This window comes from Streptomyces sp. B21-105, assembly GCF_036898465.1.
Taxonomy (GTDB): domain Bacteria; phylum Actinomycetota; class Actinomycetes; order Streptomycetales; family Streptomycetaceae; genus Streptomyces.
This window is the reverse complement of sequence record NZ_JARUMJ010000001.1, coordinates 8,201,306-8,212,514: the sequence shown is the minus strand read 5'-3', so window position 1 is coordinate 8,212,514 and position 11,209 is coordinate 8,201,306. Positions and strand designations below refer to the sequence as shown.

Below are 11,209 nucleotides of genomic sequence, written 5' to 3'. Positions count from 1 at the left end.
CCATGGCGATGGTCGACGCCGGCGCCGTCCGGCTGCACGTACAGCGGCTCGGCCCCCGGGAGGGCCGGCCGGCCACCGCCACCGTGGTGCTGGTGCACGGTCTGCTCACCGACAGCCTGGCCAGCTACTACTTCACCGTCGCGCCCGCGTTCGCCGCCGCGGGACTCGACGTCGTCATGTACGACCTGCGCGGCCACGGCCGCAGCGCGCGCCCCGCCGAGGGCTACACGCTGGACCACAACGTGGACGACCTCGAGGCACTGCTCGACCGGCTGGGGGTGACCGGTCCGGTGCACCTGGTCGGCAACTCCTACGGCGGCACGATCGCGTTCGCCTACGCGGCTCGGCACCCCGGGCGGGCGGCGAGCGTGACCCTCGTCGAGTCCGAACCGGCCACCGCCGCCTGGGCGGTGAAGCTCGGCGGCATCCTGGACCGGGTCGTGACCCAGCTCGCCCACAACGAGCCCGACGCGATCGCCTGGATCACCGCCCACCGCGGACACAACACCGCCCGCCTGGCCAAGGGCGCGGCCCGGCTCGCCCGCGACACCACCCTCGGCCGGGACATCCCGGCCAGCCGGGTGCTGACGGAGGACCGCATCGCGGCGGTGCGCTGCCCGGTGCTCGCCGTGTACGGCGGCGACTCCGACCTCGCCGCGCTCGCGCCGTGGCTGGAGTCGGTGCTGCCGGACTGCCGGACCGTGGTGATCCCTGGACACGAGCACTCGGTGCTGGTGGAGGCGGCGGCCGCCGTCGGCGGGCACATCCTGTCGCTCGTCGAGGATGCCGGACGGACTGCGGCGAAGGCCGCCGGATGAGCCGGTTCCTGTTCGTCGTCCCGCCGTTGACCGGGCACGTCAACCCGACCGTCGGCGTCGCCGCCGAGCTCGTCGCGCGGGGCCATCGGGTGGCCTGGGTCTGTCCCGACCCCGAACTGGTCGGCCGGCTGGCGGGGCGCGCAGCCGGCCCGGTCTTCGGCTGCGGCGGGGCACCCGCGGGTGAGCGGCCCGCGGAGCTGCGCGGGCCCGAGGCGCTGAAGTTCCTGTGGGAGTGGTACCTGCTGCCGCTGGCCGAGGCGATGGCGCCGGGGGTGCGGGCGGCCGTCGAGGCGTTCCGGCCCGATGTGGTCGTCGCCGACCAGCAGGCCTTCGCCGGCGCGCTGGTCGCCGAGCGGCTGGGTCTGCCCTGGGCGACCTCGGCGACCACGTCCGCCGAGTTCACCGACCCGCTGGCCGGGCTGCCCAAGGTCCGCCAGTGGCTGGACGAGCGGCTGACCGCGCTGCGGGCCGCCGTCGGCGACCCGGCCGCAGCCGGCGACCCCCGCTTCTCCCCGCACCTCGTTCTCGCTTACAGCACACCGGAGTTGGCGGGTGAGACACCCGGCGTTCTCGGCGTCCCCGGGAGCGGCGGGACTGCCGGGAGCAACGGGGTCGCCGGAAGCGGCGGGAACGGCCGGAGGGTCTGCTGGGTCGGCCCGTCGGTCTCGGCCCGGCCGTCGGCCGCCGGCTTCCCGTGGGAGTGGCTCGACGCCGGGCGCGCCACCGTGCTGGTCACGCTGGGCACCGCGAACGCCGACGTCGGCGGACGGTTCCTCGACGTGTGCCGGAGCGCGCTGCGGGAACGGGCCGACCGGGTGCAGGGCGTGATCGTCGACCCCGGCGGCACGCTGACGGCGCGGGAGCCGGACAAGGACGTGCTGGTCGTGCCGTTCGTGCCGCAACTCGCCCTGCTGGAAAGAGGAGTCGGCGCGGTGGTCTGTCACGCGGGCCACAACACCGTGTGCGAGGCGCTCTGGCACGGCGTGCCGCTCGTCGTGGCCCCGATCCGCGACGACCAGCCGGTGGTGGCCGCTCAGGTCGTGGACGCGGGGGCCGGGGTGCGGGTGCGCTTCGGCCGGGTCACCGCGCAGCGGTTCGGCGCGGCACTCGACTCCGTCCTGGACGACCCCGGACACCCCGCGGCGGCCGACCGGATCCGCACCGCGTTCCGCACCGCGGGCGGCGCATCCGCCGCGGCGGCCCGACTCGACGAACTGGCACGGGAGTTCACATGACCGATCAGACCACGTCCGGCACGCCCGCCGAACCCGTCAAGCCCGCCGAACCCACCAAGTCCGCCGAACCCGCCGCTCTCGTCAAGCCCGCCGAGCGGATCGCCGAGCTGCGGCCCGCCTACCAGGCGGACCTCGCCGCCGGGCTGGAGCGCTTCTTCGAGCCCCGCCGCTCCGACTGCCCGTGGTGCGGCGGCCAGCAGCTGACCACCCGCCTGCGCACCACCGACCTGCTCCAGCACAAGCCGGGCCGGTTCGTCCTGGACCGGTGCGGGAACTGCGGACACACCTTCCAGAATCCCGGCTCAGCGCGCAGGGCCTGGAGTTCTACTACCGGGACTTCTACGACGGACTGGGCGAGAAGAAGCTCGGCGACACCTTCGGGGGCCGGACGAAGATGTACCGGGGGCGGGCCGAGTCGATGCTGCCGCACGACCCCGCACCGAAGACCTGGCTGGACGTCGGCACCGGGCACGGTCACTTCTGCGCCGCCGCCCGGGAGGTGCTGCCCGGCACGGTGTTCGACGGGCTCGACTTCACGGACGGCGTCGAACTCGCCGAGCGGGAGGGCCGCGTGGAGCGCGGCTACCGGGGTGACTTCCCGCGCCTCGCGCCCGAACTGGCCGCCCGTTACGACGTGGTGAGCATGTTCCACTACCTGGAGCACAGCACGGACCCCGACCGTGAGCTGCGCGCCGCGTGGGAGGCGGTCCGGCCCGGCGGACACCTCCTCATCGAGGTGCCGGACCCCGAGAGCCGCTACGCGCGGCTACTGGGCCGCTGGTGGCTGCCCTGGCTCCAGCCGCAGCACCTGCACCTCGTGCCGGTGGCCAATCTGCGGGAGCGGCTCACGAGCCTGGGCTTCACGGTGGTGGCGGAGCAGCACGCGGAGCCGCACGACCCGGTCGACCTGCTGGCGGGTGTCTGGCTCGCGCTGGACCACGCCGCCCCGCGTGAGGACGCGCCGTGGCTGCCCGAACCGCCGAGCGCGCTGCGCCGCACGCTGCGCGGGACGCTGCTGATCGCCGGGATCCCGGCGCTGGTCGCCGCCACCCTGCTGGACCGGTTCGCGGTGCGTCCGCTGTCGCACCGGCTCGGAGTGTCCAACGCCTACCGGCTGGTGGCCCGCCGCGACTGACGGGCAGGTCCGCCGCGACTGACCGACCGGACCGGCGGGCTGGCGGACGGCGAGGGCAGCGACGAGGGGAGCGGGCGGAGGGCGGACGGCGACGGGCCGGCGACTGCCCGCGGCCCGGTGAGGCCAAGACTGGGCGGGATGCGCGTGGCGTGTTAGCTTCGGCCGGCGCGCTCGTGGAGCATCACGACGTGCCGGACGTCGACCACGGGTACGACGGCGAGGACGAGAACGAGGAGGCGGCCCGCGCCTCCTACGCGCTGATCGCCCGCCACATACGGCAGGCCACATCGTCCGGCGCCTGAGCGGTCCGAGTGCGCTGAAGAGGCGTGCTGAACGAGTGCGCTGAAGGGCTGTGCAGAAGGAGCGCGCCGAACGGGCGCGCCCGCCGCTCCCCCACCGCCCCGCGCGCTGCACGCCGCGATCCGCCGCCCGCACCCCGCCCCGCCCGCCCCGGCCCTCAGCGCACCGCTGCCGTGACCGCCTCCGCGACGACCGCGGCGACGGCGGCCGGCTGCTCGACGAGGGCGAGGTGTCCCGCGTCCGCCACCGTGACCGTGCGGACCCGTGGGCAGGCGTCGAGGCCGCGCCGCTCCCCGTCCGTCAGGCCGATCCCGTCGCGGTCCCCGCGCACCACCCAGGCGGGGACGTCGGCCTCGCACAACCGCGGGACCAGGGACGGATACCGGTCGAGGTAGGCGTAGTAGGCGCGTACGATCCGGCGGCAGGCCGCCGGGTCGTTGCCGCTCATGACCGCCGCCAGCGCGTCGGCACGGTGCGGCGGCAGCTCGCGTTTCAGCGCCTTGGGCAGCAGCCGGATCATGGCCGTCCAGGCCGCCGGGCCCAGCACCGGCACCCGGCCCAGGGCGTTCAGGACGGTCAGGAACGTCTCCTCGTCGCCGCGCGAGAAGGTCGGGGACAGCAGGACCAGCGGGCCGTGGAACAGGCCCATCGCGGCCATCTCCAGCGCCACGTTCGCGCCCAGGCTGTGGCCGACGACGGTGTCGCAGCCGTCCTCGGCGGCGAACTCCGCCATAAGCCGGGCGTAGTGCTCCATGGAGACGTCCACCGGCGCCTCGGTGGGGCCGAAGCCCGGCTGGGTCACCGCGACCGTCTGAAGCCCCGCCACCGTGGGCTCGGCCATCACGTCCGCGTAGAACTCCGTCGTGCACATCCCGCCCGGAATCATCAGCACCCGGTGCGGGGCGTCCGCCGCGCCCGCTCGCCGGATCTGCCACCGTTCGCCCATACCCCGAGCCTGCCCCCGCCCCCGCGAGGCCGCATCCGCAACGCCGGACAAGAGGCCGAGGGCGACCGCACGACATGGACCGTCCACGAGACGCCGCGGAAGACCCGCGCGATCAACCGCTGAGCGGGGCCGCCGTCGTCCCCCGGATCTCCAGCAGCGGCGCGGCAAGCTGCAACCGCCCGGCACCCCCGCCCCCCGCTCCCCCGCCGCCAGGCCCCCCGCTCCCCTCGAACCGGTCCAGGAGGCAGCGGGCGGCCCGGCGGCCGACCTCGTGGCCTGCGTTGTCGACGGTGGTCAGCCACAGGTGCCGCAGCCGCGACGTACTGGTGTTGTCGTAACCGACCACGGACAGGTCCCCGGGAACGCCGAGGCCCAGTTCCTCGGCGGCCGACAGCGCGCCGACACCGGCCATGTCGTTCACGGCGAACACGGCCGTCGGCCGGTCGGGACGGCCCAGCAGCCGCACGGCGGCGCGGTGGCCGCCCTCCTCGGTCATGTCGCTGGCCTCCACGGCGGGCCGCTCCACACCGTGCTCGCGCATCACCGCCTCGAAGCTGCGCCGCCGCAGCTCGCCGACCGCGCCGTACCCCGCGATGTGCGCGATACGGCGGTGGCCGAGCGCCAGCAGGTGCTCGGTGACCAGGCGCGCGCCCTGTTCGTCGTCGCCCGCGACCACGTCGACCCCCGGCGGGACGGGTTCCCGGGCGCCGGCCACGACGACCGGGATCCGCTGCGCCACCTCGCCGAGCGCCGCCGGGTCGGGCAGCGTCCCGACGATCACCAGCCCGTCCGCCCCGAGGTCCAGGAACGGGCCGGCCGGGTCCTGTCCGACGCGGCGGTGGAGACGGGCGTCGGCGAGCAGCATGTGCAGACCGTGCGCGTGCAGCAGGGAGTTGAGACCGTCCAGGAGGTCCACGTACCAGGGGTTGCGCAGGTCGTGCAGGAGGACGCCGACCATGGGGGTCCGCCCGCCCGGACGTGCCGGGGTGTCGGGGAGGGCGCGCTGCTCGCTGAGGCTGCGCGCGGCCGTGTTCGGCCGGTAGCCCAGTTCGCCGGCCGCGCGCAGGACGGCCTCCCGCTTCTCCGCGCGCACCTGCCCGGTGCCCCGCAGCACCAGGGAGACCAGGGATTTGGACACGCCCGCGCGGTCGGCGACGTCACGGATGGTCGGTGGTCTCATGACATGGACCGTTCCATGTCGCCGCGCGGCTGTCAAAGGGTTCCGTGTGTCTTCACCGCTCCCGCCCCCCCCCTCACCCCCCTCACCCCCCTCACCGCCCCTCGTCGTCCCTCGTTGCATGGGTCCCCGAAAGGCTTGACACCCTCGGCAGGCCGCCCTCAGGGTGACTTGGACAGGACATGGACCGGTCCATCGAGGGCCGGCTGAAGGCTGAGAGGGGCCGTCATGGTGGACGCGCTCGGTGTCGCCGTCGTCGGGTTCGGCTGGATGGGGCGGGTGCACACCCAGGCGTACGCCCGCGTCCGGCACCACTACCCGCAGCTCGCCCTGCGTCCGGAGCTGGTGGTCGTCGCCGAGGAGGTCCCCGGCCGGGCGGAGGAGGCCGCCGCGCAGTTCGGCTTCACCGCCACCACCCGCAACTGGCATGAGGTGGCCGCCGACCCCCGCGTCCAGGCCGTCAGCATCACCGCACCGAACTTCCTGCACCGCGAGATCGGCGTCGCGATGGCCGAGGCCGGCAAGCACATCTGGATCGAGAAGCCGGTGGGCCTCACGCGTGCGGACGCCGTCGCCGTGGCGGACGCGGTGGCCCGGGCCGGGGTCCAGGGCGCCGTCGGCTTCAACTACCGCAACGCGCCGGCTGTGGAGACCGCCCGCGCGCTGATCGCCGCCGGCGAGCTGGGCGCCGTCACCCATGTCCGCATTCGTCTCCTCAGCGACTACGCGGCCCACCCCGACGGCGCGCTGACCTGGCGGTACGAACGGGAGCGCGGCGGCAGCGGAGTGCTCGGCGACCTGGCCTCGCACGGCGTCGACCTGGCCCGCTTCCTGCTCGGCGACATCACGTCGCTGGCGGCCGACACCGCGGTCTTCGTCCCGGAGCGGGCCCGCCCGACGGGCGCGACGGCCGGCCACAGCCTCGCGGCGGGCGGCGAACTCGGCCCGGTCGAGAACGAGGACTACGTCAACTGTCTGCTGCGCTTCGCCTCCGGCGCGCGGGGCGTGCTCGAGGCCTGCCGGGTCTCGGTCGGCGCGCAGAACGACTACGGCTTCGAGGTGCACGGCACCGAGGGCGCGGTGTTCTGGGACTTCCGGAGGATGAACGAGCTGGGCGTCAGCCGCGGCACGACGTACCAGGACCAGCCGGTCAGCACGGTGTACGTGGGCCCGGGCGACGGCGAGTTCGGCGCCTTCCAGCCGGGCGCCGCGAACGCGATGGGCTACGACGACCTCAAGGTCGTGGAGGCCCACCGCTTCCTGCGCTCGGTCGCCGAGGGCGGCCCCCACGGGGCGACGCTCGCGGACGCGGTGCACAGCGCGACCGTGCTGGAGGCGATGTCGCGCTCCGCCGAGAGCCGCTCCTGGGTCGACGTGCACCCGTAGGGGTGGCGTCAGGACCACCCCCGATCCGGCGCCCAGGCCCCGCGACCTGGCCCGCGCGAGGCGGCAGTCTTCAGGGGCCGGTCCGGACGGGGCCTCGCGCGATCCGAGAGGCCGGCGCCGTATCCGCCACGCCGAGAACTCGGGGGACCCCATGTCCGAAGCCATCGCCCGGCGCCTGACCGGCCTCGCCGCCGTCGTCGCCGCCGTCGCCCTCATCGTCCAGGTGCCGCTGTACTTCCTCTACGCGGGGCCGCCGCCGGACGTCAACGTCCTGTCCCGGCTGCTGGTCGGGATCGTCGCCCTGGCGTGCCTCGTCGTGTTCGTGACCGCGTTCCGGGAACTGGTCCGGCGCGTCCGTCCCGACCACGAGTGGATCGGCTCGATCGCCTTCGCGACCGGGCTCGTGTACGCCACGGTCACCCTCGTCTCGATGGGTCTGGAGGCAGGCGCGGTCATCGCCGTCGACCATCCGATCGACCCGACGATCGACGTCAGCGGCACCTACATCCTGTACGGGTCGATCTCGCGCCTCATGCTGGCGCTGTTCCTGACCGCGTTCGGCCAGGCCGTCGTCCGCACCGGGCTGCTGCCGCGCTGGACCGGCCGCTCCGCCCAGGTCCTGGCCGGCGTCAACCTCGGGTTCGTGCCGTCGCTGTTCTTCGGCAACGACCCCGCGTTCTTCTACGCGGCGAACGGCTGGGCCACGACCGCGCTGATGGGCTTCGTCCTCAGCTACTGGCTGCTGGCGGTGGGGATCTCGACGTACCGCAGCGCGGCCCGCGTCGCCCCGCCGGCCGACGCCCCCCTCCTGCGGGCCTGAGGCGCGGGACGGGCGTCCGGAACACCCGGCCCGGACGCCCGGGAGACCAGGAGAGCGCACGCCCCGGGCGGCGGCCCGCGTCAGCCGGCCGCCGCCCGGGGCGGCATGTTGTACGGGGTGACGACCTGGATCGCCGACGGCGGCCGGGGCCCGGCCGGCGGCAGCGCGCCGTGCGCCCGCATCACGGTGTGGCAGGCCTCGCGCACATCGTGGCGCAGGTCGTGATGGAGGACGGCGGACAGCCTGTGCTCGCGCAGCAGCCGGGTGTTGTCCTGGTCGAGGTCGTGGGCGACGAACACCGCGCAGGTCCGGCCGAGGTCGGCGAAGGCGCGCAGGGCGGCGATGTTGGCGCCGCCGATGGAGTAGACGGCGCGGATCTGCGGGTCCCGTTCCAGGGCGCCGCGCACCAGGTCGTACTGGGTGGCGTCCAGGCCCTGCCCGCCGACGGTCTCCACGAGCGCCCGCTCCGGGTGCCGGGCCCGCATCACGCCCCGGAATCCCATCTCGCGCTCTTCCTCGTTGCGGAAGAACCCGCTGCTCAGGCTGGTGAGGACGTTGCCGGGCCGGTCACCCAGCCACTGGCCCATGAGATAGGCGGCGGTCGCGCCGGCCGCGCGGTCGTCGATGCCGACGTAGGCGAGCCGGGCACTGGCGGGCAGGTCCGTGACCAACGTGACGACGGGGACGCCGGCGGCCACCAGCCGGCCGACGGCCGCGGTGACCTCGGGAACGTCCGGCGCCTTGAGGATCACGCCCTGCGAGCCGCGCCTGGCTATCCGGTCCAGGGTCGCCACCAGCTCGCCGGCCGGTCCGGTCTCGCGGAAGTGGAAGCGCGAACGCAGCACGGCCGGGTGCAGCGACGGCAGCTCGGCCTCCAGGGCGGAGCGAACGGCGGTGGTGAACCGTTCCGGCGCCTGCATCACGATGTCGACCATGAAGGTGCGGCCGACGAGCCGGACCTGGGTGCGCTGGCGGTCGAGGTCGGCGATGGCCCGGCGCACCTCCTGCGCGGTGGACTCCCGCACGCCGCCCCTGCCGTTGAGCACCCGGTCGACGGTCGCCTCGCTGAGACCGGCCTGACGTGCGATCTCGCGGAGGGGGAAGGGATGGCCCACGGAAGGCTCCTCGGCATCGGCTTGAGGGGTTTTTGACGGCTGCCTGCTGGTTGTTCGACGGGTTTGTCATGACAAGAATGGCAGGGCTGAGCCGCCGTTGTCACCGAAGGGACGCCGATGTCCTTCACCTCCGTGCCGGGTCGCAGTGCCGCCCGGCTGACCGGGCAGGACTGCGACCTGGACGTGTTCCGCTCGCTCGTCGAGCGCACGACCGACCTCGCCGACTACCCGCACGCCGCGGCCGTCGAGGGGAACGTCCTCGTCTACGACAGCGCGCGCCTGCGGGCGACCGTTGACGGCGGCCGTACGGTGCGCACCGACCTGGTGCGGGCCGAGCCGGCGCCGGCCGACCTGGTGCGGGCCGACCTGGTGCGGGCCGACCTGGTGCGGGCCGACCTGGTGCGGGCCGACGTGGTGCGGGCCGAGCTGGTGCGGGCCTTCTCCGACGGCCCCGGCGTGGTCGTGCTGCGCGGCGCCTTCCCCGACGCGGCGGTCGTCGACCGGCTCACCGCCGTCTTCGACGCGCTCATCGCCGCGCAGCACGCCTCGGGGGCGACCGCCGGGGACCACTTCGCGAAGCCCGGTGCCAACGACCGCGTCTGGAACGCCCTGGAGAAGGCCGCCCTCCACGACCCGGAGGCGTTCGCCGACTACTACGCCAACGACGTCCTCGCCCTGGTCGCCGACTCCTGGCTCGGTCCCGGCTACCAGGTGACCTCGCAGGTCAACGTGGTCAACCCGGGCGGCGCGGCCCAGAGCCCGCACCGCGACTACCACCTCGGGTTCCTCTCCGACGAGGCGGCCGCCGCCTACCCGGCGCACGTCCACCGCCTCTCCCCCGTGCTCACGCTGCAGGGCGCGGTCGCGCACTGCGACATGCCGGTGGAGTCCGGGCCCACGCTGTATCTGCCGTACTCGCAGACCTATGAGCCGGGCTATCTCGCCTGGCGGCGGCCGGAGTTCCAGGCCTACTTCGCCGAACGGCACGTGCAGCTGCCGCTCGCCAAGGGCGACGCCGCGTTCTTCAATCCCGCCGTCTTCCACGCCGCCGGCGCGAACCGCACGGCCGGCGTGCGCAGGACGGCCAACCTGCTCCAGGTGTCCTCGGCCTTCGGACGCGCCATGGAGACCGTGGACCGGGAGGCGGTGGTGAACGCGGTCTTCCCCGTGCTGCTGAGCCGCCGGTCGCGGGGGGCCGGCGCGGAATGGCTGGAGCGGGTCGTCGCCGCGAGCGCCGAGGGCTACCCCTTCCCCACCAACCTGGACGCCGACCCGCCGGTCGGCGGACTGGCCCCGCCCTCGCAGGCGGACCTCGTGCGGCAGGCGCTGCGCGAGGAGTGGACCCCACAGGCCCTCCGGAACGCGCTGTGGGCCGGCGCCGCACGGCGCACCAGTTGACACGGAACACCGGTTGACACGGCGCACCAGCTGAAAGGAACCCCCTACATGGGACCTCTCGACGACAAGGTCGTCCTCGTCAACGGCGGCAGCCAGGGCGTGGGCGCGGCGGTCGCGCGGGCCGCGGTCGGTGCGGGCGCCGTCGTGGCCGTCACCGGACGGCGGCGGGAGCCGGGCGAAGCCCTCGTCGCGGAACTGGCCGCCGCGGGCGGCAAGGCCGTGTTCGTCCAGGCCGACCTGGCGGACGCCGAACAGGCGCGGGCGTCGGTCGCCGAGACGGTGGCGGCCTACGGACGGGTCGACTGTCTGGTGAACTCGGCGGGACTGACGTCCCGGGGCACACTGCTGGATACCTCGCCCGAGCTGTTCGACCAGCACATCGCGATCAATCTGCGGGCGCCGTTCTTCGCCATGCAGGCGGCGGTCGCGGACATGCTGTCCCGCAACGCCCCCGGCACGATCGTCAACGTCATCACCTCATCGGCGCACGGCGGGCAGCCCTTCCTCGCGCCGTACGTCGCCGCCAAGGCCGGGCTCATGGGCCTCACCCGCAACGCCGCGCACGCCCACCGCTTCGACCGGATCCGGATCAACGGCCTCAACATCGGCTGGACGGCCACCGAGGGCGAGGACGCCACGCAGCGGGCCTTCCACGGCGCCGGCGACGACTGGCTTGATCAGGCCGCCACAAGGTTGCCGATGGGCAAGCTGGGCCAACCCGACGAGATCGCCGACTTCGTCGTCCTGCTGCTGTCGGACCGCTCCGGCGTGGTCACCGGTTCGGTGATCGACTGGGACCAGAACGTCCTCGGCGGACTGGACTAGACGCCCACCCGCCGCCCGTCCCCCGCACCGTCCCCGTCAACCTCAACCTCCCCG

At 74.4% G+C, this 11,209-nt stretch carries 10 protein-coding genes and 1 pseudogene; 8 read left to right on the top strand and 3 right to left on the bottom strand.

What is annotated here, in order from left to right:
- Positions 1-2 precede the first annotated feature (2 nt).
- The 4 genes and pseudogenes from QA802_RS36785 (at position 3) to QA802_RS36770 (ending at position 3,490) form a co-directional block, all read left to right on the top strand.
- A complete protein-coding gene (locus QA802_RS36785; RefSeq protein WP_334532157.1) occupies positions 3-818 on the top strand; it encodes an alpha/beta fold hydrolase in 816 nt (271 codons plus the stop codon).
- Complete coding sequence (locus QA802_RS36780) at positions 815-2,053, top strand: glycosyltransferase (protein ID WP_334532154.1); 1,239 nt, start codon at positions 815-817, stop codon at positions 2,051-2,053. The genes QA802_RS36785 and QA802_RS36780 overlap by 4 nt, the downstream gene beginning before the upstream one ends.
- Before the next feature lie 98 nt (positions 2,054-2,151).
- A pseudogene (locus QA802_RS36775) lies at positions 2,152-3,188 on the top strand (class I SAM-dependent methyltransferase).
- A 149-nt stretch (positions 3,189-3,337) separates the two neighbouring features.
- Entirely contained in the window at positions 3,338-3,490 is a 153-nt protein-coding gene (locus tag QA802_RS36770; RefSeq protein ID WP_334532151.1) for a hypothetical protein, read from the top strand.
- Between the two features lie 155 nt (positions 3,491-3,645).
- Here the strand turns inward: QA802_RS36770 and QA802_RS36765 are convergent, their stop codons facing one another.
- On the bottom strand, positions 3,646-4,434 hold the full coding sequence (locus QA802_RS36765; RefSeq protein ID WP_334532148.1) for an alpha/beta fold hydrolase: 789 nt from the start codon (positions 4,432-4,434) through the stop codon (positions 3,646-3,648).
- A gap of 112 nt (positions 4,435-4,546) precedes the next feature.
- Complete coding sequence (locus QA802_RS36760) at positions 4,547-5,614, bottom strand: LacI family DNA-binding transcriptional regulator (protein WP_334532145.1); 1,068 nt, start codon at positions 5,612-5,614, stop codon at positions 4,547-4,549.
- 225 nt (positions 5,615-5,839) lie between these two features.
- Between QA802_RS36760 and QA802_RS36755 the strand changes: the two genes are divergently transcribed.
- Entirely contained in the window at positions 5,840-6,997 is a 1,158-nt protein-coding gene (locus QA802_RS36755) for a Gfo/Idh/MocA family protein (protein WP_334532142.1), read from the top strand.
- Between the two features lie 151 nt (positions 6,998-7,148).
- On the top strand, positions 7,149-7,817 hold the full coding sequence (locus QA802_RS36750; protein WP_334532139.1) for a hypothetical protein: 669 nt from the start codon (positions 7,149-7,151) through the stop codon (positions 7,815-7,817).
- Between the two features lie 80 nt (positions 7,818-7,897).
- On the opposite strand, the gene QA802_RS36745 is transcribed toward QA802_RS36750, so the two are convergent.
- The gene (locus QA802_RS36745; RefSeq protein ID WP_334532136.1) at positions 7,898-8,932 is read right to left on the bottom strand and encodes a LacI family DNA-binding transcriptional regulator; all 1,035 of its coding nucleotides are present in this window, start codon (positions 8,930-8,932) and stop codon (positions 7,898-7,900) included.
- 117 nt (positions 8,933-9,049) lie between these two features.
- Between QA802_RS36745 and QA802_RS36740 the strand changes: the two genes are divergently transcribed.
- Positions 9,050-10,330: a phytanoyl-CoA dioxygenase family protein gene (locus QA802_RS36740; RefSeq protein ID WP_334532133.1), complete on the top strand. Its 1,281-nt coding sequence runs from the start codon at positions 9,050-9,052 to the stop codon at positions 10,328-10,330.
- Between the two features lie 48 nt (positions 10,331-10,378).
- Complete coding sequence (locus tag QA802_RS36735; RefSeq protein ID WP_334532130.1) at positions 10,379-11,155, top strand: SDR family oxidoreductase; 777 nt, start codon at positions 10,379-10,381, stop codon at positions 11,153-11,155.
- Positions 11,156-11,209: the final 54 nt, after the last annotated feature.

Excerpts from the sequence above, each read along its gene's own strand:
- QA802_RS36785 (WP_334532157.1), top strand. The coding sequence starts at position 3 with ATGGCGATGGTCGACGCCGGCGCCGTCCGGCTGCACGTACAGCGGCTC.
- QA802_RS36755 (WP_334532142.1), top strand. The coding sequence starts at position 5,840 with ATGGTGGACGCGCTCGGTGTCGCCGTCGTCGGGTTCGGCTGGATGGGG.
- QA802_RS36740 (WP_334532133.1), top strand. The coding sequence starts at position 9,050 with ATGTCCTTCACCTCCGTGCCGGGTCGCAGTGCCGCCCGGCTGACCGGG.
- QA802_RS36780 (WP_334532154.1), top strand. The coding sequence starts at position 815 with ATGAGCCGGTTCCTGTTCGTCGTCCCGCCGTTGACCGGGCACGTCAAC.
- QA802_RS36735 (WP_334532130.1), top strand. The coding sequence starts at position 10,379 with ATGGGACCTCTCGACGACAAGGTCGTCCTCGTCAACGGCGGCAGCCAG.
- QA802_RS36750 (WP_334532139.1), top strand. The coding sequence starts at position 7,149 with ATGTCCGAAGCCATCGCCCGGCGCCTGACCGGCCTCGCCGCCGTCGTC.
- QA802_RS36760 (WP_334532145.1), bottom strand. The coding sequence starts at position 5,614 with ATGAGACCACCGACCATCCGTGACGTCGCCGACCGCGCGGGCGTGTCC.
- QA802_RS36765 (WP_334532148.1), bottom strand. The coding sequence starts at position 4,434 with ATGGGCGAACGGTGGCAGATCCGGCGAGCGGGCGCGGCGGACGCCCCG.